The organism is Solirhodobacter sp., from assembly GCF_964715405.1.
The window spans coordinates 1-22,197 of the sequence record NZ_CBAICG010000055.1; the positions used below are offsets into that span (position 1 = coordinate 1).

The 22,197-nt window shown below is 66.2% G+C and carries 19 protein-coding genes and 1 pseudogene; 10 read left to right on the top strand and 10 right to left on the bottom strand.

From position 1 onward, the window contains the following. Positions 1-145: 145 nt before the first annotated feature. Positions 146-322: pseudogene (locus tag AC11WY_RS17280) on the bottom strand (IS5/IS1182 family transposase); the annotation flags it as partial. A 157-nt stretch (positions 323-479) separates the two neighbouring features. After that, the gene (locus AC11WY_RS17285; RefSeq protein WP_482927783.1) at positions 480-1,658 is read right to left on the bottom strand and encodes a LacI family DNA-binding transcriptional regulator; all 1,179 of its coding nucleotides are present in this window, start codon (positions 1,656-1,658) and stop codon (positions 480-482) included. Positions 1,659-1,707: 49 nt separating this feature from the next. Here AC11WY_RS17285 and AC11WY_RS17290 point away from each other — a divergent pair, with 49 nt between their 5' ends. From AC11WY_RS17290 to AC11WY_RS17335, 10 genes are all read left to right on the top strand, one after another. Further along, a complete protein-coding gene (locus AC11WY_RS17290) occupies positions 1,708-2,721 on the top strand; it encodes a substrate-binding domain-containing protein (RefSeq protein WP_482927785.1) in 1,014 nt (337 codons plus the stop codon). A 32-nt stretch (positions 2,722-2,753) separates the two neighbouring features. Further along, positions 2,754-4,220 carry a sugar ABC transporter ATP-binding protein gene (locus AC11WY_RS17295; protein ID WP_482927787.1) on the top strand — a complete coding sequence of 489 codons (1,467 nt, stop codon included), beginning with the start codon at positions 2,754-2,756 and terminating at the stop codon, positions 4,218-4,220. Then, complete coding sequence (locus AC11WY_RS17300) at positions 4,217-5,182, top strand: ABC transporter permease (protein WP_482927789.1); 966 nt, start codon at positions 4,217-4,219, stop codon at positions 5,180-5,182. Before AC11WY_RS17295 ends, AC11WY_RS17300 begins: the two co-directional genes overlap by 4 nt. Before the next feature lie 2 nt (positions 5,183-5,184). Continuing rightward, a complete protein-coding gene (locus AC11WY_RS17305) occupies positions 5,185-6,132 on the top strand; it encodes an ABC transporter permease (protein WP_482927791.1) in 948 nt (315 codons plus the stop codon). Positions 6,133-6,153: 21 nt separating this feature from the next. Continuing rightward, positions 6,154-6,363, top strand: coding sequence for a tautomerase family protein (locus AC11WY_RS17310; protein WP_482927793.1), 210 nt, complete (start codon positions 6,154-6,156; stop codon positions 6,361-6,363). Then, the gene (locus AC11WY_RS17315) at positions 6,360-7,247 is read left to right on the top strand and encodes an SMP-30/gluconolactonase/LRE family protein (RefSeq protein WP_482927795.1); all 888 of its coding nucleotides are present in this window, start codon (positions 6,360-6,362) and stop codon (positions 7,245-7,247) included. Before AC11WY_RS17310 ends, AC11WY_RS17315 begins: the two co-directional genes overlap by 4 nt. Before the next feature lie 26 nt (positions 7,248-7,273). Continuing rightward, complete coding sequence (locus tag AC11WY_RS17320; protein ID WP_482927797.1) at positions 7,274-8,185, top strand: SMP-30/gluconolactonase/LRE family protein; 912 nt, start codon at positions 7,274-7,276, stop codon at positions 8,183-8,185. A 105-nt stretch (positions 8,186-8,290) separates the two neighbouring features. After that, positions 8,291-10,090 (top strand): IlvD/Edd family dehydratase, encoded by a 1,800-nt coding sequence (locus AC11WY_RS17325; RefSeq protein ID WP_482927799.1) that lies wholly within the window; start codon positions 8,291-8,293, stop codon positions 10,088-10,090. 15 nt (positions 10,091-10,105) lie between these two features. Then, positions 10,106-11,251: a fumarylacetoacetate hydrolase family protein gene (locus tag AC11WY_RS17330; protein ID WP_482927801.1), complete on the top strand. Its 1,146-nt coding sequence runs from the start codon at positions 10,106-10,108 to the stop codon at positions 11,249-11,251. Positions 11,252-11,362: 111 nt separating this feature from the next. Next, positions 11,363-12,142, top strand: a complete 780-nt coding sequence (locus AC11WY_RS17335) for an SDR family NAD(P)-dependent oxidoreductase (protein ID WP_482927803.1) — start codon at positions 11,363-11,365, stop codon at positions 12,140-12,142. 76 nt (positions 12,143-12,218) lie between these two features. On the opposite strand, the gene AC11WY_RS17340 is transcribed toward AC11WY_RS17335, so the two are convergent. The 8 genes from AC11WY_RS17340 to AC11WY_RS17375 form a co-directional block, all read right to left on the bottom strand. After that, positions 12,219-12,668, bottom strand: a complete 450-nt coding sequence (locus AC11WY_RS17340; RefSeq protein ID WP_482927805.1) for a PTS sugar transporter subunit IIA — start codon at positions 12,666-12,668, stop codon at positions 12,219-12,221. A gap of 45 nt (positions 12,669-12,713) precedes the next feature. Next, the gene (locus AC11WY_RS17345) at positions 12,714-13,406 is read right to left on the bottom strand and encodes a response regulator transcription factor (protein WP_482927807.1); all 693 of its coding nucleotides are present in this window, start codon (positions 13,404-13,406) and stop codon (positions 12,714-12,716) included. Continuing rightward, a complete protein-coding gene (locus AC11WY_RS17350) occupies positions 13,403-16,111 on the bottom strand; it encodes a DUF4118 domain-containing protein (RefSeq protein WP_482927809.1) in 2,709 nt (902 codons plus the stop codon). The genes AC11WY_RS17345 and AC11WY_RS17350 overlap by 4 nt, the downstream gene beginning before the upstream one ends. A 69-nt stretch (positions 16,112-16,180) precedes the next feature. After that, positions 16,181-16,750 carry a potassium-transporting ATPase subunit KdpC gene (gene kdpC, locus AC11WY_RS17355; protein ID WP_482927811.1) on the bottom strand — a complete coding sequence of 190 codons (570 nt, stop codon included), beginning with the start codon at positions 16,748-16,750 and terminating at the stop codon, positions 16,181-16,183. 12 nt (positions 16,751-16,762) lie between these two features. Further along, positions 16,763-18,835, bottom strand: a complete 2,073-nt coding sequence (gene kdpB, locus AC11WY_RS17360) for a potassium-transporting ATPase subunit KdpB (protein ID WP_482927813.1) — start codon at positions 18,833-18,835, stop codon at positions 16,763-16,765. Positions 18,836-18,967: 132 nt separating this feature from the next. Next, complete coding sequence (kdpA, locus tag AC11WY_RS17365) at positions 18,968-20,671, bottom strand: potassium-transporting ATPase subunit KdpA (RefSeq protein WP_482927815.1); 1,704 nt, start codon at positions 20,669-20,671, stop codon at positions 18,968-18,970. 33 nt (positions 20,672-20,704) lie between these two features. After that, complete coding sequence (gene kdpF / locus AC11WY_RS17370; RefSeq protein ID WP_482927817.1) at positions 20,705-20,794, bottom strand: K(+)-transporting ATPase subunit F; 90 nt, start codon at positions 20,792-20,794, stop codon at positions 20,705-20,707. A 638-nt stretch (positions 20,795-21,432) separates the two neighbouring features. After that, positions 21,433-22,197 (bottom strand): transposase (locus AC11WY_RS17375; protein ID WP_482927819.1); only part of this gene is annotated, 765 nt, incomplete at its 5' end.

Sequence of the window (22,197 nt, forward strand, 5' to 3'; positions counted from 1 at the left end):
CGGTCTTCTCCAGCGACACATCCAGCCCAATAAACAGCTTCATCCCGCAGTCCTCCCTTTGGATCCGATACGGGAATGGCGCCACCTTGCCCTCGATTTTGCAACGGTAACGGGCGGGTCGCGACGCAGGCCCCGTTACCGCATCTCATAGCCAAAACACGACGGTAGCGGCGAGAGCGCCGGCTGCCAGGAAGACCTTGGGCCATCCATCGTATCGGGTGGCCAGCCTGCGCCGGTCCTTCAATCACCCGACCATGATCTCGATCCCGTTGCGTCATCTGTCGCGGCGCTTGTGGTATCGGACCGGCTTGCCGTGGCTTCGGGGAAAGGACGGCCGAAGCCGCGCGATCCGTTCGTCCGTCAGCCAGAAAAGATTGCGCATGTGTCAGCCCCCGTGCGGCGCCTGACGCACGCAAACGCAGCAAGATCAATGGATCCTGACCCTGGCAACCCGGTTGGAAGACCGAGCCTGCGACCGTTCAGACTGCCAGACGCGTCACGGCACCGACCGATCCGCGCTGCACCACCGGGCAATCCACCTTGATGCGCGCCACGGGCGGCTGCTTGCCGTGAATGGCGAGGTCGATCAGAATCTCTGCCGCCTTGCGTCCCATCTCGTAGTTTGGCAGCGTCACCGTGGTCAGCGGCGGGCGGGTGTACGCTGCGATCACCTGATCGTCGTAGCCGATGATCGAAAGGTCGTCGGGAATCCTCAGCCCCGTCTCGGTTGCCGCCTGCATGGCCCCCACCGCCATCAGATCATTCCCGCAGAAAATCGCGCTCGGGCGTCGTGGCATCGCCATCAGCGTTCGCAAATGCTGACGCCCGCTGTCGGGCAGCCAATCGCCATAGTGCACCAGTTCGGGATCAAAGGGGATATCTGCCGTGGCCAGCGCATCGCGATAGCCCTGCAAGCGCTCCGCGCTCGCATCCATCCACGGCTCTCCGTTGATCAACCCGATGCGCCGGTGGCCATGGCGAACCAGGTGATCGGTTGCATTGAATCCGCCCACCGTCTCGCCCGGCAGAATCGAGGGGTGGCGCCGATCCTTGGTATAACAGTTCAACAAGACGACGGGGATTCCATCCAGATCGGGGGGCAAAGTCACCTCGCGCGTGAAGACCGTCGCATAGATCACGCCGATGAGGCTAGGATCGCGCCGGACATTTGCGATTGTCGCGGCCTCCAGCAACGCATTCGAGCGTGTCGCATGGGTCGAGACCAGAAACCCCGACTCCCACGCCGCATCCCGCGCGCCGTCGATGTTCTGCACCGGGAACACCGTGGTCGAGACCTCGTCGGCAACGTAGGCGATCGTCTGCCCGTGCCTCCCCGGTAATTTCTCGCGCCTCTTGAACGGCAGGATGTAGCCCAGATCCCGCGCCGTCGTCACAACCCGTAGTCGCGTGGAGTCCGAAATTCGCGCGCCCGTCATGCCGTTCAGAACCAGCGACACGCTCGATTGCGACACCCCCGCGGCGCGCGCCACGTCCATCATCGTGGGCCTGCGCGGCACCTGTTGCGTCTCATCCGACCCGTTTCGCACTTCACTCATGGCAGCCTCCCTGACCCGATGGACGATCATAATATTTTCACGGAAATTATCAATATTGACACGCTGACGGGCCGATGTGACCTTTCCCTCATCACCCAGCATCTCAAAGCCTAAGGCAATCAGCGGGTGAGAACATGGGAGGAACTTTCAGATGAAGACTTCGCTCGTTCTTAGTACTTTCCTGGTCGCCGCAACTGCGGGCATGGGTCAGGCGGACACGTCGCAAATGCGCATCGCCTTTTCGAACAACTACGCCGGGAACTCCTGGCGTCAGGCGATGCTGAAAAGCTATGACCTCGTCACCAAGAAGGCCGTCGCCGACAAGATCGTCGGTGCGGCAGACATCTTCACCACGGCCGACCAAGAGGTGCCGACGCAGGCTGCGCAGATCCAGAACCTGATCCTGCAGGGCTACAACGCCATCGTCATCAACGCGGGGTCGCCCGACGCGCTGAACGGCGCGGTCAAGCAGGCCTGCGACGCCGGCATCGTCGTCGTCTCGTTCGATGGGGTCGTGAATGCCCCCTGCGCCTACCGCGTCGTCGTCGACTTCGAGGCGATGGGCAAGGAAGAGGTCAACCAGATGGCCAAATTCCAGCCCAAGGGCGGCAACCTGCTGGAAATCCGCGGCCTTGCGGGCACCTCGATCGACGAGGCCATCCACAAGGGACTCCTGGAAGGCGTCGCCGCCCACCCCGAGTTCAAGATCGTGAACTCGGTCACCGGCAATTGGGACCAGACCACGGCACAGAAGGCCGTTGCCACCGTGTTGCCCTCGCTGCCCGACATCGTCGGCATCGTTGATCAGGGCGGTGACGGCTATGGTGCTGCACAAGCCTTCGCCGCCGCCGGCAAACCCCGCCCGACCATTATCATGGGCAACCGTCAGGACGAGTTGCAGTGGTGGAAAGAGCAGAAGGCGAAGGATGGCTACCAGACTTGGTCCGCCTCCATCGCGCCGGGCGTCTCGACCCTTGCCTTCTGGGTCGCCCAGCAGGTGCTCGACGGCCACAAGGACATCCCGCACGACCTGCTGGTGCCTTACCTCGCCTTCACGCAGGACACGTTCGAGGCCGAACTGCCCAACATCGAGAAAGGCAGTGTCGCCAGCCACGAATACTCGATGGAGGAATCGCTGGCGGCCATCAAGGCCAACATGAAGTGACGGGAATGCACGTGACCGCCTGAGTGGCCAGCATGGCTGCACCAGCAGACAGCATCGCCCAACTGAACGGCGTCGAAAAAAGTTTCGGCGCCGTTCAGGCCCTTGTCGGCGTGGACTTCACTGTTCGCGTCGGCGAATGCGTCGGGCTTGTCGGCCACAACGGCGCCGGCAAGTCGACCCTGATGAACATCCTCGCCGGAACCGGCACCCCCGACACCGGCCGCATCGCCATCAACGGCGCGCCCGAGCCCGCCTATTCGATCCAGCGCGCCCGCACCGTCGGCGTGCGCTGCGTGTTTCAGGAACTCTCGCTCTGCCCCAACCTCAGCGTGGCCGAGAATACCCGCGTCAGCCATGCCGCCCTCAGCCGCTGGGGCGGGGCGAAACGTGCCGCCGACCTCATCGTGCACAAGCTTGACGAGATCTTCCCCGGCCACGGCATCCAGCCCGGCGACATCGTCGGCGACCTGACGATCGGCAAGCGCCAGATGGTCGAGGTCGCGCGCGCCTTCACCGTCACCGACGACCCCCTTCACCTCGTCATCCTGGACGAGCCTACCTCCTCACTCGACGCCGAGACCGCGCGCCAGCTCCTTGCCTTCGTGCGCCGCAGCGTCGGCAACGGCATCAGTTGCGTCCTCATCTCGCACCTCTTGGGCGAGATCCTCGCCACCAGCGACCGCGTCGTCGTCATGCGCGACGGCAAGGTGGTGGCCAACGACGCCGCCCGCGCCTTCACCCGCGACAGCCTTGTGGCCTCGATGGGGGGCGCGCATGCCCGCGACAAGGCCAGCCCCCCCGCCAGCGAAGACACGACCGCGCGTCCGACGATGGTCCACGTCCACGCCAACGGGCGACGCACGACCGACCTCATCGCCCGCGAAGGCGAAATCATCGGGCTCGCGGGCCTCGCCGGGCACGGCCAGACCAAGCTTCTGATCGACGTGTTCGAGGCCTCCACCGCCCGCCGCGCCGCCATCACCGTCGCCGCCCCCACCGCGCTTGTCGCGGGCGACCGGCAGACCGACGGCATCTTCCCGCTCTGGTCGATCGCCAAGAATATCAGCATCCGTTCGCTCTCCAGCCTCCGGCGCGGTCTCTTCATCGCCCCCGATCTGGAACAGCAGATGGCCGCCATGTGGCGGGATCGCATCGGCATTCGCACCAACGACCTCGACAACAACATCCTGTCGCTGTCGGGGGGCAACCAGCAAAAGGCGCTGTTTGCCCGCGCGCTCGGCTCGGACGCGCGCATCATCCTGATGGACGATCCGATGCGCGGCGTCGACATCGGCACCAAGCTTGACGTCTACGACCTGATCCGCGCCGAGGCACGCAAGGGCCGCACCTTCCTGTGGTACACGACCGAGACCGAAGAGCTTGACAATTGCGACCGTGTCTACGTCTTTCGCAACGGCCGTATCGTGGCCGAACTTTCCCGCAGTGAACTGACCGAGGAAAAGGTCATCCACTCCTCGTTCGCGGAGACAGCACCTTGACCGCGACCTTCGACACCGCCCTGCCCCGCCGCCCGCGCAACTACGGCAAGCTTCTGCGCACCATGCTGCCCGCGCTGTCGATGACGCTGATCCTGATCGCCATCGCCTGGCTCAACCCGCGCGCCATCAGCTACTTCGGCTTCAGCCTGATGCTGAACCTCGCGATCCCCATCGCACTTGCGACCATCGCCCAGATGTTCGTCATCACGATCAATGAGCTTGACCTCTCGATCGGCACGTTCGTGGGCTTCGTCGGCTGCGTCACCGCCACCTGGCTGCACGACGCACCCTTGTTTGGCGCGCTCGTGCTTTTGGCGTCCGTCGCCGTCTACGCGGGCCTCGGCGCGCTGATCCACCTGCGCAACCTGCCCTCCATCGTCGTCACGCTGGGTATGAGCTTCGTCTGGCAGGGCCTCGCCATCCTGCTGCTGCCCAAGCCGGGCGGCACCGCGCCCGAATGGCTTTCCGGCTTCATGGGGCTGAAGCCACCCTTCGTCCCGTTCCCCGTCGTCGCCGCCGTGGTGATCGCGCTGGTCGTCCACTTCGGCCTGATGCGCAGCGCCTATGGCACCGTCCTGCGCGGCGCGGGCGGCAACCCGCAGGCCATCGGGCGCGCGGGCTGGTCGATCCTGCGCACCAAGGTCACGATGTTCGCGATGACAGGCGTGTTCGGCGTCATTGCGGGCATGGCGCTGATCGGGATCACCACCTCGGCCGACGCCAATATCGGCAATGGCTACACGCTGCTGTCGATCGCCGGCGTGATCCTCGGCGGGGGCGAGTTCGTGGGCGGCCGGGTCTCGCCCATCGGTGCGGTGATCGGCGCACTGACGCTGGCGCTCGCCGCCTCGCCGCTCCTGACCTTCATGCACATCCCGCCGGACTGGCAGGTGGCCGCCAACGGCATCATCCTGATCGTCGTGCTGGCCGCGCGCGCCCTCATCAGCCGGAAAGGAGGCTGAGCATGCCCGCCTTCGCCAAACTCCTGGAACGGCCGTGGATCTGGTCCTTCGTCGGGGCGCTTCTCGTCTGGCTCGCCGCGATCATCTTCACCGGCGGACATGGCGCGGGCGGCATGATCACCGCCGCGCTGTCGCTGGCGGTCTTTACCGTGATTGTCGGGCTGGGTCAGATGTTCGTCATCACGCTTGGCCCCGGCAACGTCGATCTGTCGCTGCCCGCCAATATCGGCCTTGCCAGCGCCGTGGCGATGAAGACGATGGACGGGCACGACGGCCTGATCGCCGTTGGCCTGATCGCCGCCCTCGCCAGCGGCGCCGCCATCGGCATGGCCAATTACGCGCTGATCCGCATCCTGCGCATCCCGCCGATCATTGCCACACTGTCGTCGAGCTTCATCATCCTGTCGATCGACATCAGCTACGGCCGCGGCCTCCAGATCAAACCGCCCGACGCCTTTGCCAACTTCGCCAATATCCAGTTCCTCGGCATCCCGATCCTTGCCCTCGTCGGCCTCGGACTTGCCGCCGTTGCATGGGTTGCCCTGCAACGCATGATCTATGGCCGCTCGGTGCTCGCCATCGGGCAGAACATGCGCGCGGCCAAGCTGGCCGGCATCCCGGTGGAACGCATCCGTCTCATCACCTACACCCTGTCGGGCGCGCTTGCCGGCATCAATGGTGCGCTGCTCGCGGGCTACTTCCGCGGCGCCAGCGTCGATATCGGCAATGAATACCTGCTCAGTTCGATCGCCGTCGTGGTCATCGGCGGCACCTCGGTCGCAGGCGGCAAGGCCAACGTGCCCGGCATCTGGGGTGCCTCGCTGTTCCTTGTCCTGCTTCTCACCATGCTCAACACCTTCGGGGTCAGCGCCGGTCTTCGCCTCCTTCTGACCGGCCTCATCATCGTGGGCGTCATCACTGCGGCCGGCGGGCACAAGGCCGGGCGCTAGATCAACCGGAAAGGCCGCACCATGCCCTTCGTGAACATCCGTATCGTCAAGGAAGTCATCGCCGACGATCCGGTCGGCAAGAAGACGAAAATGGCCGAAAGGATCGCGGCCGCCATCACCGAGACCACCGGCATCGGCATGGACGATGTCTGGGTCGTCTTCGAGGAAGTCGCCGCCCGCGACTGGTTCGTCGGCCAGACCAGCGTCGAAACCCGGAGGACGGGAAAGTGACCGCCGAAATCCGCGACCCGGCATTTGCCACGGTCGTCGGCCCGGCGCCGCGGGTGGAGCGGCTGGCGACCGGCTTCGACTTCACCGAGGGGCCGATCTGGCACCCGCGGGAACACCACCTGACGTTTTCGGACATGCCCGGCGACCACATGCGCCGCTGGACCGAGACCGAAGGGATCACCACGTTCCGCAAACCCTCGAACATGGCGAACGGCAACAGCTATGATGCCGAAGGTCGCATGGTGACCTGCGAACACGCCACCAGCCGAGTCACCCGCACCGAGCCCGACGGCTCCATCACCGTGCTTGCCAGCCACTATCAGGGCACCGAGCTCAACAGCCCCAATGATATCGTCGTCAAATCCGATGGGCGGATCTACTTCACCGACCCTACCTATGGCCGCATGCCCTACTATGGCGTCGAGCGCCCGCAACGGCTGGATTTTCAGGGCGTCTGGCGCGTCAATCCCGACGGGGACGGCCTGCGCCCCCTCGCCCGCGACTTCGCCCAGCCCAACGGCCTTTGTTTCTCGCGCGACGAAGCGCGGCTGTTCGTCAATGATACCGAACGCAACCACATCCGCGTCTTCGACGTGACGGCCGAGGGCGATCTCACGCAAGGCCGGGTCTGGGCGGAAGTCACCGGCACCGGCGACGGCGCCCCCGACGGCATGAAGATCGACGCCGACGGCAACCTTTACTGCTGCGGCCCCGGCGGGTTGCATGTCTTCGCCCCCGACGCCCGCTGCCTCGGCGTCATCCGCGTCCCCGAGGTCGTCGCGAACTTCACCTGGGGCGGCAGCGACATGTGCAGCATCTTCCTGACCGCCTCCACCTCGCTGTACCGCGTCCGGACCGCCACCCCCGGCATTCCGTTGTTTTGAAACCGACCGCGCGGAAAGGATATGCCATGACCGCCGATACCTCGCCCTACCGCATCATCGACCGCCGCTTTCGCCACCTGATCCAGCCCAGCGCCAAACTCGACCACCTCGCCACCGGCTTTCGCTGGGCCGAGGGGCCGGTCTGGTTCGCCGACCACCAGGTCCTGCTGTTCTCCGACATCCCGAACGAACGCATGATGCGCCTGACCTGGGACGGCCAGCTCAGCATCTTCCGCCCCCAGTCGCACTATTCCAACGGCCACACGCGCGACCGCCAGGGCCGCCTCGTCAGTTGCCAGCACGGCACCCGTTCCGTAACCCGGACCGAGGTCGACGGCACCATCACCACGCTTGCCGACCGCTTCCGTGGCAAACGCCTGAATTCGCCCAACGACGTGGTCGTGCGTTCGGACAACTCGATCTGGTTCACCGATCCCAGCTACGGCATCCTCGGCCATTACGAAGGGTTCAAGTCCACGCAGGAACAGGCCCACCGCAACGTCTTCCGGCTTGACCCCGCCACCGGCGCGCTGACCTCTGTCGTCGGCGATTTCGTTCAGCCCAACGGGCTTGCCTTCTCGCCCGACGAAAGCCTGCTCTACGTCGCCGATTCAGGGGCAAGCCACGACCCCGACGTGCCCGCGATCATCCGCGCGTTCCGCGTCCAACCTGACAACACCCTGAAGGGAGGCGAGGTCTTTGCCCATATCGACGCGGGCATCCCCGACGGCATCCGCGTCGACAGCGAGGGCAACCTGTGGTCCTCGGCGGCCGATGGCATCCATTGCTTCGCGCCTGACGGCACCCTGATCGGCAAGATCCTTGTGCCCGAAACCGTCGCGAACCTTACTTTCGGCGGGCCCAGGCGGAACCGGCTTTTCATCACCGCGACGACCTCGGTCTATGCGATCTATGTCGATGCCGTCGGCGCGGCCTGACCGGCCTGCCGCCCCATCTTGCAACCGGGCGCAATCCGCGCTCCATTGCGCCCGTCGTGCGGAACCGGCGCACTGCGCCACCGCCGAACCAGAAAGGTTCTTCAGATGACCGCCCGCAAATCCCCCTCGTCGCTTCGTTCCCGTCTCTGGTTCAACAACCCCGACGACCCCGAGATGACGGCGCTTTATCTGGAGCGCTATGTCAACTACGGCCTGACGCGGGAAGAACTGCAATCCGGCAAGCCGATCATTGCCATTGCCCAGACCGGGTCGGACCTGTCGCCCTGCAACCGCCACCATATCGAACTGGCAAAGCGGCTGCGCGATGGCATCACGGCGGCGGGCGGCACAGCGATCGAGGTACCGGTGCATCCGATTCAGGAAACCGGCAAGCGCCCGACCGCGATGCTGGATCGCAACCTGGCCTATCTCGGCCTCGTCGAGTCGCTCTTCGGCTATCCGCTGGATGGCGTCGTGCTGACCATCGGCTGCGACAAGACCACGCCCGCACTGCTCATGGCGGCGGCCACCGTCAACATCCCGGCCATCGCGTTTTCGGTCGGACCGATGCTGAACGGCTGGTTCCGGGGCGAGCGCACCGGGTCGGGCACCGTCATCTGGAAGGCGCGCGAGCTGCTGGCGGCGGGCGAGATCGACGATGAGGGGTTCATGGAACTTGTCGCCTCGTCGGCGCCATCGGTCGGCTATTGCAACACGATGGGCACGGCGACCACGATGAACTCCCTCGCCGAGGCGCTGGGGATGCAACTCCCCGGCTCGGCCGCCATTCCCGCGCCCTACCGCGAACGCGGACAAATGGCCTATGCCACCGGCAAGCGCATCGTCGAGATGGTCTGGGAAGACCTGAAACCCGCCGACATCATGACCCGCGCCGCGTTCGAGAATGCGATCGTGGTGAACTCTGCCATCGGCGGCTCGACCAATGCGCCCATCCACCTGAACGCCATCGCCAGACATCTTGGCGTGCCGCTCGACAATGACGACTGGCAGCGGCTGGGCCACAAGGTGCCGCTGCTCGTCAACCTGCAACCGGCAGGCACATACCTTGGCGAGGATTATCACCGCGCGGGCGGCGTCCCCGCGGTGGTGGGCGAACTCATCGCGGCCGACCTTCTGCCCCATCCGGGCGCGATCACCGTCAACGGGCGCAGCATGGGCGACAATTGCGCCGCCCGGCGCAGCGAGAATGCCGACGTGATCCGCACCGCGGCCGACCCGCTGAAGGCCGAATCCGGCTTCCTCAATTTGAAAGGCTCGCTCTTCGACTCCGCGATCATGAAGACCAGCGTGATCTCGCCCGAGTTTCGCGCCCGTTACCTTGCCAACCCCGCCGACCCGATGGCGTTCGAGGGGCGCGTGGTGGTCTTCGACGGCCCCGAACACTTCCACGCGGCCATCGACGACCCCGCGCTCGACATCGACGCAGGCTGCATCCTCGTGATGCGCGGGGCTGGCCCCCTCGGCTATCCCGGTGGCGCGGAGGTCGTGAACATGCGCCCGCCCGCCTACCTGATCAAACAGGGCATCACCGCACTCCCCTGCATCGGCGACGGGCGGCAATCGGGCACCTCCGGCTCGCCCTCGATCCTGAACGCCTCGCCCGAGGCGGCGGCGGGGGGCGGCCTGGCCCTGCTGAGGAACGGCGACCGGGTGCGCATCGACCTGAACACCGGGGCGGCAGACATCCTTCTTCCGCAGGCCGAACTGAAAGCCCGGGCCGAGGCGCTGGCCGCCGCCGGGGGCTACGCCATCCCCGCCAGCCAGACTCCCTGGCAGCAGTATTTCCGCGAACTCGTCGGGCCTTTCTCCGAAGGCATGACCCTGCGCGATGCCGACAAGTACCGCGACGTCGCCCACGGGCCGATGCCGCGCAACAACCACTGAGAGGCCAGTGTTGACATGCAAGAGATCAAGACGACCGACGGAACCTTCCTTGGCCGCGCGCATGACCCCGACGCCGGCGGTCCGGTCCTTGTCACCCTGCGGGGTGGCGTCCTGTGGGACATCACGACGAAAGATGCGCCGCTCGTCCGCGACATCTGCGAAATGGACGACCCCGTCGCATGGGTCCGGAGCGTCCCCGGCCGTGCCCTCGGGCCGGTCGAGGGGCTCGGAACCCCCGGCGACGCCGCAACCCTGCACCTGCTCGCACCCTGCGATCTTCAGGCGATCAAGGCCTGCGGCGTCACCTTCGCCCGCTCGATGGTCGAACGCGTGATCGAGGAACGCAGCGGGGGCGACCCGCTGCGCGCCGACGAGATCCGCGCCCGCATCGGCAAGACGATCGGCGCCAGCCTTGAGAACCTGGTGCCGGGCTCGCCACAGGCCGCCGGGGTCAAGGCCGCCCTTCAGGCCGAGGGACTCTGGTCGCAGTATCTGGAGGTCGGCATCGGCCCCGACGCCGAGGTCTTTACCAAGGCCCAGCCGATGGCCGCGGTCGGAACCGGCGCCGAGGTTGGCCTTCACCCGATCTCGGAATGGAACAACCCGGAACCCGAGGTGGTCCTTGCCGTGTCGTCGCGCGGGCGCATCGTCGGCGCAACGCTTGGCAACGACGTCAATCTGCGCGACGTCGAGGGCCGCTCGGCGCTGCTGCTGGGCAAGGCCAAGGACAACAACGCGTCTTGCGCCATCGGGCCGATGATCCGGCTGTTCGACGACACCTTCAGCCTCGACGATGTTCGCCGCGCGCGCCTTGACCTTACCGTCGAAGGCACCGACGGGTATGTGCTGCGCGGCCACTCTTCGATGGCCGAGATCAGCCGCGATCCCGCCGATCTGGTGGTGCAGACCGTTGGCCGCCATCACCAGTATCCCGACGGCTTCATGCTGTTCCTCGGCACCCTTTTCGCCCCGGTCGAGGATCGCGACGCGCCGGGGCGCGGCTTTACCCACCAACTCGGCGACCGGGTGACGATCCGGGCCGAGGGGCTGGGCAGTCTGGTCAACACCGTCCGCCTGTCCACCGAATGCCGCGCATGGACCTTTGGCGCAAGCCACCTGATGCGCAACCTGGCAGCACGGGGCCTGCTGGGCCAGGCTTGAGGCCAGCCCCAGGGCTTTGGGCGCCCCGGCCACAGGTTCCGGGCGTCACCCTGCCCTGACTGCACCAAGATCACGGACCAGAACCGGACCGACCCCAAAAGGAGAAAAGCCATGCCAACCCCGACCCTGACGATCCCCGACCTTGCCGGCAAAGCGGTCCTGATCACCGGCGCATCCACGGGCATTGGCGCCGCCCTTGCGCGCGCCTTTGCCGCGCAGGGGGCGCTGGTCGGCCTTCATTACAACGCCAGCGAAGAGGCCGCGATAGCGCTCGCCGACCAGATCGCCAGCGCAGGCGGAACCGTCGCCCTCTTCCGTGGCGATGCGCGCCGGGCCAGCGAAATCGCGCGCGTCGTCGAAGAGGCCGCCGCAAGGTTCGGCCGCCTTGACGGCCTGATCAACAACGCCGGTGGCATGGTCAAGCGCGTCGCCTATTCGCTGGTGACCGAAGCCGACTACGACGAGATCATGGACCTGAACGCCCGCTCGGTCATCGCCGCGTCCAGGACCGCCATTCCCCACCTCAAGGCACAGGGCGGGTTCATCATCAACACCACGTCGATCGCCGCCCGCAACGGTGCAGGCGGAGGCGCGGGGATGTATGGCTCGGCCAAGGCCTTCGTCTCGAACGTCACGCGCGGGATGGCAAAAGAGCTGATCGGCTTTGACATCCGCGTCAACGCCGTCGCCCCCGGCGTGATCGCCACGCCCTTCCACGAGCGTTACTCCACCCAAGCGCAACTGGACGCGATGCTGCAAACCATTCCGCAAGGCCGACTTGGCATCGCCGAAGACTGCGTCGGCGCCTACCTCTTCCTCGCCTCCAAACAGCTCTCGGGCTACATCATCGGCCAGACGATCGAGGTGAACGGCGGCCAACTCATGCCGTGACCGCATGTCACGGACCTGACCGCGCCGAGCGCGCCGACCTGCCGACGCCCGTGATCCCGTGCATCCGCGGGGTCGTTCATGCCACGCCGGTCAGCGACGCAAAGACGGCCTGGGTCGTTTCGGCGGCGCGCAATCCGGCCAGCACTGCGGGTGTGCGCAGGCGGCGCGCGATCGCGGACAGCGCGCCCAGATCGGTGGCGTGGTCCGCCTCGGGCATCAGCAGCAGAAACACCAGATCGACCCCGACCCCGTCGATCGAGCCAAAGTCGAGCGGTTCGGTCAGCCGCGCGAACAGACCGAAGGGGTGCGCCAATCCGGGCAAGGACGCATGGGGGATTGCCACGCCTTTGCCGATGCCGGTCGAGCCGAAGGCCTCGCGGCTCTGGAGCACGGCGAGGATGCGCCCCGCCTCATGGCCGGTGGCGCGGGCGGCGGCTTGTGCCAGTTCCTGAAGGATCCACGCCTTGTCGTTCGGTTCCAGCCCAAGGATCACATTCTCGGGTCGCAAGATGTCGGCAATCTGCATCGTCACTCTCATCGGGAGGGTCAATCGGGTCGGGGTACTGGCGCGTCACTCCAGGTCTCGCAGTCGGTATCCGACCCCGCTTTCCGTGGTGATGTAAACCGGGGTATCCGGCGTCAGTTCGATCTTCTGGCGCAATTGGCGCACATAGACCCGAAGATACTGCACATCGACGTCGCCGCCCCAGACTTCCTGCAAGATGAACCGATGCGTCAAGACCTTGCCGGCGTGCTGCACGAGCACGCGCAGGATGTCGTATTCCTTGGGCGAGAGTTTCACCTCGCGGTCCCGCATCCGCACGATCCGCTTGACCAGATCGACCGACAGGTCGCCGCTGCGGAACACCGGCTTCTCACCCTGCTGCTGCAGGCGATGGCGCAGCGCAACCCGGATGCGAGCCAGCAGTTCCTTCATGCTGAAGGGTTTGGTCACATAGTCGTCGGCGCCGAGTTCCAGCGCCTGCACGATGCCCGCCTCGTCGGTGCGGCTGGACAGGATGATGACGGGCGTGGTGACCCCCGCCTCTCGCCAGCGGCGCAGAAGCTCGTGCCCACCAATGTCGGGCAGACCAAGGTCGAGCAGGATCAGATCGGGTGGCTCTGCCCGCACCAGGTCAAGCGCGGTTCGCCCGTTCGGCGCTTCGGTCACCGCAAAGCCCTCGGCCCCGAGGCTGACCCGCAGCAGCTTGCGGATCGGTGGTTCGTCATCGACCACCAGCAGCCCGACCTTGGTGCTGGTCATCTGAGCGGCTCGGCGCGCGCGCCGCCCGGCGGCGCCGGCAGCCGCAGCGTGAACACCGCCCCGGTCTGGCCCATTCTGTTGTCCGCCGAGATGGTGCCGCCCATAGCCTTGATGAAGCCCCGGCAGATCGACAGGCCAAGACCGGTGCCTGCCCGCACATGATCGCCTTTGCGCACCCTGTAGAAGGAGTCGAAGACACGTTCAAGGTCGTCGCGCGGAATCCCCGGACCTTCGTCGAGGATCTGTAACACCACATCCCGCCCGTCCGCCCAGCCGCGCACCAGGATGGTGGTGCCCGGCGGCGCATATTTCGCCGCATTGTCAAGCAGGTTGAACAGCACCTGTTCGAACAGCACGGGATCGACCAGCACCATCGGCAGGTCGGCGGCAAGGTCGATGCGGGTCGGATGATCGCGCAGAATCTTGGCCGCCCGGCGCAGCGTGGTGCCGACGACCTCGCTGACATCGTGCAGCGCGACATTGGGATGGATCGCACCGGATTCGAGCCGCGTCATGTCAAGCAGATTGGAGATGAAGCGATTCAGCCGCTCGCTTTCGTCGACCACCGAGGACAGCAGTTCGGCCCGTTCCTCCTCGGGGATCGCGCTGCCGTATTCCTTCAGCGTGCCCGCCGCCCCCATGATCGCCGCGAGCGGCGTCTTCAGATCGTGCGAGATCGAGGTCAGCAGCGCCGAGCGAAGCTGATCCGTCTCGGCCGCCAGCCGCGCCTGATCGACGTCGGTCACCAGTTGCACGCGCTCGATCGCGACAGCGGCCTGATCGGCCAGCGCATCGAACAGCCGACGCTGTTCCGGCGTCAGCAACGGGCCCTGCCGGTCATCATCCAGCCCGACCACACCCACCGGCCCGCGCCCGGTGCGCAGCGGCAGATACAGGCGCTGCGCACCGGGCAGCGTATCGGCGCCCCGTCCCGCAGGCAGGTCATGGTCCCAGGTCCAGCGCGCGGCGGCGATATCGGCGTCGACCAGGGTATCATCCGGCGGATAGCCCGCCTTGACGACGATGGTATTGCCCTCGGGCAACAGCAGCACCACCCGCACCTTCAGCATCGAGGCGATCTGAAAGGCCGTCGCCCACAGCACGTCATCCAGCGTGCCGGTGCCTGCCAGCTTGCGGCTGAACAGGTTCAGATCCTCGGTCGTGCGCGCCCGCTGCGCGGCGGCGGCGGCCTGCCGCTGCACCCGGGCGGTCAGGTTGCTTGCCGTGATCCCGACCACCAGAAAAAATCCCAGCGCGACGACGCTTTCCGGGTCTGCAACGGTCAGGGTGTAGAGCGGCGGCAGGAAGAAGAAGTTGAAGGCCACCGCGCTGGCAAGGCTGGCGAACAGCGCGGGGCCAAGACCGGCCGTCACCGCCGAGGTCAGGATCGCCAGCAGGAAGACCATCGCCATGTTCTGCACGTTGACGAATTCGGTCAGCAGTTCGCCCAGCCCCACGCCCCCCGCGACGTAGACGAGGCTGAGCAGATAGGGCCGCAGGTCGAGGCGGCGCGCGGGGGCGGCCGCTGCCGGGGTGCGCCGCGCCTTGGGGGTTGCGGGTTCGGTGCCGGAAATCACGTTCACGCTGATGTCGCCCGACAGGCGGATCACCTGCAGCGACACCGCCCCTTCCAGATATTCGCGCCAGCGCGGCTTGATCGACTTGCCGATCACCACATGGGTGAAATTGTTCATCCGGGCATAGCGGATGATGTCGCGCGCCACGTTCTGGCCGGGGATCGTCACCGCCTCGCCGCCCAGATGCTCCACCAGCCGGAGCGTTTCGGCCAGCGTGTCCTTCTGCGCGTCGGTCAGGCTGACCGCCCGCGTCGTTTCGACATAAAGCGCGGCCCAGGGCACCCGCCGCCGGTCCGCCTGCATCCGGGCATAGCGCACCAGCGAGGCCGCGCGCGGATTCTCGTTCACGCAGACCAGCACGCGGTCACCCGCCGCCCAGGGCCCGGCGATGGCATTGGCGCGCATGTGGGTGACCAGTTGGTCGTCCACCCGCTGCGCGGTGCGCCGCAGCGCAAGTTCCCGCAGCGCGGTCAGGTTGCCGGGCGAGAAATAGTTCTGGATCGCCTGTGCCGCCGTGGTGGGCAGATAGACCTTTCCCTCATGCAGCCGCTGGATCAGGTCGTTTGGCGTCAGATCGACGATCTCGATATCGTCGGCGCGGTCGATGATCGAATCCGGCACCGTCTCGCGCACGCGGATCTTGGTGATCTGCGCCACCACGTCGTTCAGGCTTTCGACGTGCTGGATGTTCAGCGTGGTGTAGACGTCGATGCCGTTGGCCAGCAGTTCTTCGACGTCCAGATACCGCTTGGGATGCCGGGAGCCGGGCGCGTTGGAGTGCGCAAGCTCGTCCACCAGCACGAGTTTCGGCCGCCGCGCCAGAATGCCGTCCAGGTCCATCTCGTCCAGCCGGTGACCCTTGTGGCTGATCTTCGCGCGCGGGATCATCTCGAACCCTTCGAGCAACGCCGCGGTTTCCTTGCGCCCGTGCGTCTCGACCACGCCGATCACGACATCCACGCCCTCCCCCCGCCGGGCGCGGCCGGATGTCAGCATCTCGTAGGTCTTGCCGACCCCCGGGGCGGCCCCCAGAAACACCTTCAACCGCCCGCGCGACTCGCGCTCGGCGGTTTCCAGCAGGGCATCGGGAGAGGGGCGGACATCGTCCTGGCGCTGGTCGTCGGTCATTGAAGCGTATTCCGCCAATGGCTTGAACGACGGGGCCCGAATAGTTCCGGGCCCCGTCTCAGGATCATCCTACTTTGCGGCAACCGCGTCGAGCGCAAGGTTGAGCGACAGCACGTTGACGTGCGGCGCGCCGAGGAACCCCAGTTCGCGCCCCTCGACATGGCTCTGAACCAGCGCGCGCACCGCGTCCTCGGTCATTCCGCGGGCCTTGGCGACGCGCGGCACCTGGAAGAATGCGGCGTCGGGCGAGATGTCGGGGTCGAGCCCGCTGCCCGAGGTGGTGACCAAGTTGATCGGCACCGGTTGGCCGGGGTTCTCGGCCGCCAGCGTCGCCGCGTCGCCCTTGATCCGCGCGATCAGCTTGGCGTTGGTCGGGCCCAGGTTCGACCCGCTCGACGCGGTGGCATCGTAGCCGTTCCCGGCCGCCGAGGGGCGCCCGTGAAAGTAGGTATCGGCCGCGAAGCCCTGCCCGATCAGCCCCGAGCCGACCACCGTGCCGTTGCGCTCGATCAGGCTGCCGTTGGCCTGTTGCGGAAAGATCGACTGCGACGCGCCGGTCATCGCCAGCGGATAGATCAGCCCGGTCAGGACCGTCATGACGATCAGCATGACGATCGCGGGCCTGAGTTGTTTCAGCATGGTATCCACTCCTTACACAAGGCCGAGCGCGGTGATCAGCAGGTCGATCAGCTTGATGCCCACGAACGGGGCCACGATGCCGCCCGCGCCATAGACCAAGAGGTTGCGGGTCAGCAGCGACCCGGCGCCGATTGCCCGGTACTTCACCCCCTTCAGCGACAGCGGGATCAGCGCCACGATGATGAGCGCGTTGAAGATGATCGCCGACAGGATGGCGCTTTGCGGCGAGTGCAGGCGCATGACGTTCAGCGCGCCGAGTTGCGGGTAGAAGGTCAGGAACATCGCCGGGATGATGGCGAAGTACTTGGCGATGTCGTTGGCGATCGAGAACGTGGTCAGCGCGCCCCGCGTCATCAGCAGTTGCTTGCCGATCTCGACGATCTCGATCAGCTTGGTCGGGTCGCTGTCGAGGTCGATCATGTTGCCCGCCTCGCGCGCGGCCACCGTGCCGGTGTTCATCGCGACGCCGACGTCGGCCTGCGCCAGGGCGGGCGCGTCGTTGGTGCCGTCGCCGCACATCGCGACCAGCTTGCCCTTCGCCTGCTCCTCGCGGATCAGTGCCAGCTTGTCCTCGGGCGTCGCCTGGGCAAGGAAATCGTCCACGCCCGACTCTGCGGCGATCGCCGCCGCCGTCATCGGGTTGTCGCCGGTGATCATCACGGTCCGGATGCCCATGCGCCGCAGTTCGGCGAAACGCTCCTTGATGCCGCCCTTGACGATGTCCTTCAGCTTCACGACGCCGAGCAGGCGGCCGTCGCGCATCACCGCAAGCGGGGTCGCCCCGGTGCGCGCGATCTCGTCGGAAATGGCCTGAACCTCGCGCACGCTCTCGGCGCGGGCTCCGGGCGCACCGACGGCGCGGCTGCCGAATTCGAGCTGTTTGAGCACCGCATCCACCGCGCCCTTGCGGATCGAGGTGCCGTCGAAATCGACACCGCTCATCCGGGTCTGGGCCGTGAACGGCACGAAGGTGACCTGCAGGCTCGCCATGTCGCGGCCGCGCATGCCATACATGTCCTTGGCCAGCACCACGATCGAACGCCCCTCGGGGGTCTCGTCGGCCAACGACGCCAACTGTGCCGCCTCGGCCAGTTCCTGCGCGGTGACGCCGGTCACCGGGCGGAACTCGGTCGCCTGCCGGTTGCCCAGCGTGATCGTTCCGGTCTTGTCCAGCAGCAGGGTATCCACGTCGCCCGCGGCTTCGACCGCGCGGCCCGACATGGCGAGCACGTTGAAGCGCACCAGACGGTCCATCCCGGCGATGCCGATGGCCGACAGCAGGGCGCCGATGGTGGTGGGGATCAGCGTCACGAACAGCGCCACCAGCACGATGACCGGCACCGATCCGCCCGCATAGATCGCAAAGCTGGGGATCGTGACGGTGGCAATGACGAAGATCAGCGTCATCCCGGCCAGCAGGATGTTCAGGGCGATCTCGTTCGGCGTCTTCTGCCGTTCCGCCCCTTCGACCAGCGCGATCATGCGGTCGATGAAGGTGGAGCCCGCCGCCGCGGTGATGCGCACCCGGATCCAGTCCGACAGCACCTGGGTGCCGCCGGTCACCGCCGAACGGTCACCGCCCGACTCGCGGATCACCGGCGCGGATTCCCCGGTGATCGCGGCCTCGTTGACCGACGCGACCCCCTCGATCACCTCGCCATCCGACGGGATGATGTCGCCGGCCTCGACCAGCACCACGTTGCCGACCCTGAGGCTGGCACCGGGCACCATCTTGTAATTGGTGCGGTCGTCGCCGGTCAGCAGTTTCGCCTGGGTTTCGCTGCGCGTCCGGCGCAGCGAGTCGGCCTGCGCCTTGCCGCGGCCCTCGGCCACGGCTTCGGCGAAGTTGGCGAACAGCACCGTGAACCACAGCCAGATCACGATCTGCAGCGAAAAGCCGACATGCGCCGCGCCGGTGCCAAGGTCACGGACCAGCAACACCGTGGTCAGGGCCGAGACGACCGCCACCACGAACATGACCGGGTTTTTCGACAGGGTGCGCGGGTTCAGCTTGACAAACGCATCGCCGAGCGCCGGCACAAGGATACTGGCATCAAGGATGCTCAGGGATTTCAACTGCCTCATGTGAGTCTCCAGAGTTCAATCCGCATCGCGGTCCGGCGTGCCGTCAGGCCGCTGCGACCGAAGGGGTGCCACCCGGCCCCGCGCCCGCAAAGCCGGGCGCGGGGGGGCGGCATGGATGCCGTCGTTTTCATCTCAGAACGCCTGACCCGCTGTCATCGCCAGATGTTCGACCACCGGCCCCACGGCGAGCGCGGGAAAGAAGGTCAGGCCGCCGACGATCAGGATCACCCCGATCAGCAGCCCCACGAACAGGCCGCCATCGGTCGGGAACGTCCCCGCCGAGGCGGGCACGGTCTTCTTCCGGGCCAGTGACCCGGCAATCGCCAGCGCCGGGATGATCACCAGATACCGGCCCATCAGCATCCCGATGCCCAGCGTGATGTTGTACCAGGTCGTATTGCCGTTCAGTCCGCCGAAGGCCGAGCCGTTGTTGGCCGCGGCTGAGGTATAGGCGTAGAGGATTTCGGAAAAGCCGTGCGGCCCTGGGTTGGCGATCGACGCCAGCGGCCCCGGCATCACCACCGAGAGCGAGGTGAAGCCCAGCATCACCACCGGCAGGATCAGAATGGCAAGCACCGCCATCTTGACCTCCTTGGCCTCAATCTTCTTGCCCAGATACTCGGGCGTGCGCCCGACCATCAGACCGGCCACGAAGACCGCCATCACCGCGAACATCATGATGCCGTAGAAGCCAGCGCCAACGCCGCCGATGATGACCTCGCCGAGCTGCATGTTGATCAGCGGGATCATCCCGCCCAGCGGCATGAAGCTGTCGAGCATGCCGTTCACCGCACCGCAGGAGGCCCCGGTGGTGACCACCGCGAACAGCGCCGAGGCGGCCATGCCGAAGCGGGTCTCCTTGCCCTCCATGTTGCCGCCCTGCACGCCAAGCGCATGGACCAGCGGGTTGCCCGCGGCCTCGGCCCAGTAGCACACGACGACGCCGACGAGGAACAGCAGCCCCATCGTGCCGAAGATCGCCCAGCCCTGACGCTGATTGCCGACCATGCGGCCGAACACGTTGGTCAGGCCCGCGCCGATGGCGAAGATCGACACCATCTGGATCATGTTGGACAGCGCGCCCGGGTTCTCGAACGGGTGCGCGGAGTTCGCGTTGAAGAAGCCGCCACCGTTCGTGCCCAGCATCTTGATCGCAAGCTGCGAGGCGACCGGGCCGACCGCGATGGTCTGCTTGGCGCCTTCCAGCGTGGTTGCCGTGACATAGGGCCCCAGCGTCTGCGGCACGCCGAGCGCCACATAGACCAGCGTCAGCACGATACAGGCCGGCAACAGCACGTAAAGCGTGCCGCGCGTCAGGTCGACCCAGAAGTTGCCGACCGTTTTCGCCGAGGCGCGGGCGAAACCGCGGATCAGCGCCACCGCCAGCGCCATGCCGGTTGCCGCCGACAGGAAGTTCTGCACCGTCAGACCGGTCATCTGCACCAGATACGACAGCGTGCTCTCACCGCCGTAGTTCTGCCAGTTGGTGTTGGAGATGAAGCTGGTCGCCGTGTTGAACGACAGCGCGGGCGGCACCGCCGGCATCCCCGCCGGGTTGTAAGGCAGCATGCCCTGCAACCTGAGAAGCGCATAAAGCAGTGCGAAACCCGCGAAGTTGAACAGCAGCATCCCCACCGCATAGGTGGTCCATGTCTGCTCTTCGCGTTCGCCGGTGCCGCAGAGCTTGTAGATCACCCGTTCCACCGGCACGAGGACCGGCGACAGCGGCGTGCGCGCGCCCCCATAAACGCGGGTCATGTAATAGCCGAGCGGCTTCACGAGCAAGATGAGTATCCCGCAGTAGACCAGGATCTGTAACCAGCCATTCAGGTTCATTGCTTTGGCTTTCCGAAAATGGGGCGGGCGCGGTCAGAACCGCTCGGGCCGCACGAGGGCATAGATGAGGTAAATCGCCAGAAACAGCGAAACACCGCCGCCGAGGACGTAATCCAGCAGCATGGTCTTGTTCTCCTAACTATATGGCGTCACAGGCATTTACGTAGAACAGGGAAACCGCGAAAAACGCGGCCCCTGTGAGAAGAAGCAGCACATCCATGGATCTGGTCTCCGGTTTGGGCGGCGATGGTCCGGGCGCCGCCATGTGGGCACGATCCCGACCGAGCCATGATACCACGATAGCACGCCAGTTGTCGGGACCGCTGCCGGAGACTACGCGAAAATCGCATAGTCGTTCGAGACGGCGGCGGCGGCGATCTTATCAAGATTTCATATGCGGATTGAACCGCCCTTCCGCGCTTCTCTTGGGCGGGGCTGGCGATCCCCCTGCGCTGGCTGCGGACTTGACGGTCTGCCTCCGCTCATTGGCTCCGGCCTCGGACCAAGGAAAGAAGTTCCAATGAAACGAGACATTTATCCCCGGGATATTCATCGAACCCCTCTGCGAGAGTGACTCCGGGCGGTTTCGAAGCCCGCGATGGCCTTTTTCTGGGTCTGTGAGCGGCCTCGGGCGATGGTTGGCGGGGCCGTCGCGCCCCCGGGTTCGTTTTTGGCAGATGCCGGAGGCGGGCGATCCCCTCTTGCGCATGGGAATGGGCCGCCCGCGGGCGTTTTCGGTCACGGTTTGCTTGAGCGGGCCGCTACGGATCGGCCCAATGCAGCGCCATGAGCCCGGGCCAGAGCACCGACCAGAACGGTGCTGCGGCCGAGGAGAGCACCAGCGTCATCCGGCGCCCCGAGATCACCAGCCGCGCACCGGCTCGGAGCACCCGCTCGCGCAAACGGCGCAGGCTCCATCCTGTCCCGGTCGCCTTCGCCAGAACGCGGCGGGCGATGTGCATGATCTGGTAAGCGAGACAGGCGACAAGCAGCCGGACCTCGTTGCAGGCGAAGGCATCCACGCCCGGTGTCTTCGACTTCAGCTTCTTGCCGCGCCAATGCGACTTCGCCCGGTTGGTCGACGACAGCGCCGGGGCCAGAACGTCCTTCAGTTCGCCCATGTGCCCCTCGGCCTTGCCACGTTCGCGATAGGGGGCCAGCACCTCGCCCCGCGTCTTTGCCGTCCAGCCGAGCGAGGTGACCAGGAAGAAGCGGTCGAGCAGGAGATCGTCGGCGCGCTCCTTGACGACCAGGATCACGCGACGCGGCTTGTCCCAACTCTCGGCCTGATACCGCAATTCATAAAGCCAGCTCCGCGGTTCTGCCGGGCGGCGCCCCGGCGGACGCTTCATGCACGGCTCGGCCAGCCGGTCCAGCACCGGATTGGCGCGCAGACGCGAGACATAGTCGATCCCGCGCGCGTCAAGGCCCGCCAGCAGCGCGGCCGAAGGGAAGCCCGCATCGATACGCACCATGGCCACGTCGCAGAAGGTCTGCCGCGCCCGGTCCACGACGTCGAGGATCAC

What these genes read in the sequence shown, in the direction of transcription:
- AC11WY_RS17310 (WP_482927793.1), top strand. Translation starts at nt 6,154, where the DNA reads ATGCCCTTCGTGAACATCCGTATCGTCAAGGAAGTCATCGCCGACGAT.
- AC11WY_RS17345 (WP_482927807.1), bottom strand. Translation starts at nt 13,406, where the DNA reads ATGACCAGCACCAAGGTCGGGCTGCTGGTGGTCGATGACGAACCACCG.
- AC11WY_RS17290 (WP_482927785.1), top strand. Translation starts at nt 1,708, where the DNA reads ATGAAGACTTCGCTCGTTCTTAGTACTTTCCTGGTCGCCGCAACTGCG.
- AC11WY_RS17350 (WP_482927809.1), bottom strand. Translation starts at nt 16,111, where the DNA reads ATGACCGACGACCAGCGCCAGGACGATGTCCGCCCCTCTCCCGATGCC.
- AC11WY_RS17295 (WP_482927787.1), top strand. Translation starts at nt 2,754, where the DNA reads ATGGCTGCACCAGCAGACAGCATCGCCCAACTGAACGGCGTCGAAAAA.
- kdpA (WP_482927815.1), bottom strand. Translation starts at nt 20,671, where the DNA reads ATGAACCTGAATGGCTGGTTACAGATCCTGGTCTACTGCGGGATACTC.
- AC11WY_RS17335 (WP_482927803.1), top strand. Translation starts at nt 11,363, where the DNA reads ATGCCAACCCCGACCCTGACGATCCCCGACCTTGCCGGCAAAGCGGTC.
- AC11WY_RS17285 (WP_482927783.1), bottom strand. Translation starts at nt 1,658, where the DNA reads ATGCTGGGTGATGAGGGAAAGGTCACATCGGCCCGTCAGCGTGTCAAT.
- kdpB (WP_482927813.1), bottom strand. Translation starts at nt 18,835, where the DNA reads ATGAGGCAGTTGAAATCCCTGAGCATCCTTGATGCCAGTATCCTTGTG.
- kdpC (WP_482927811.1), bottom strand. Translation starts at nt 16,750, where the DNA reads ATGCTGAAACAACTCAGGCCCGCGATCGTCATGCTGATCGTCATGACG.
- kdpF (WP_482927817.1), bottom strand. Translation starts at nt 20,794, where the DNA reads ATGCTGCTGGATTACGTCCTCGGCGGCGGTGTTTCGCTGTTTCTGGCG.
- AC11WY_RS17340 (WP_482927805.1), bottom strand. Translation starts at nt 12,668, where the DNA reads ATGCAGATTGCCGACATCTTGCGACCCGAGAATGTGATCCTTGGGCTG.
- AC11WY_RS17330 (WP_482927801.1), top strand. Translation starts at nt 10,106, where the DNA reads ATGCAAGAGATCAAGACGACCGACGGAACCTTCCTTGGCCGCGCGCAT.
- AC11WY_RS17325 (WP_482927799.1), top strand. Translation starts at nt 8,291, where the DNA reads ATGACCGCCCGCAAATCCCCCTCGTCGCTTCGTTCCCGTCTCTGGTTC.
- AC11WY_RS17320 (WP_482927797.1), top strand. Translation starts at nt 7,274, where the DNA reads ATGACCGCCGATACCTCGCCCTACCGCATCATCGACCGCCGCTTTCGC.
- AC11WY_RS17305 (WP_482927791.1), top strand. Translation starts at nt 5,185, where the DNA reads ATGCCCGCCTTCGCCAAACTCCTGGAACGGCCGTGGATCTGGTCCTTC.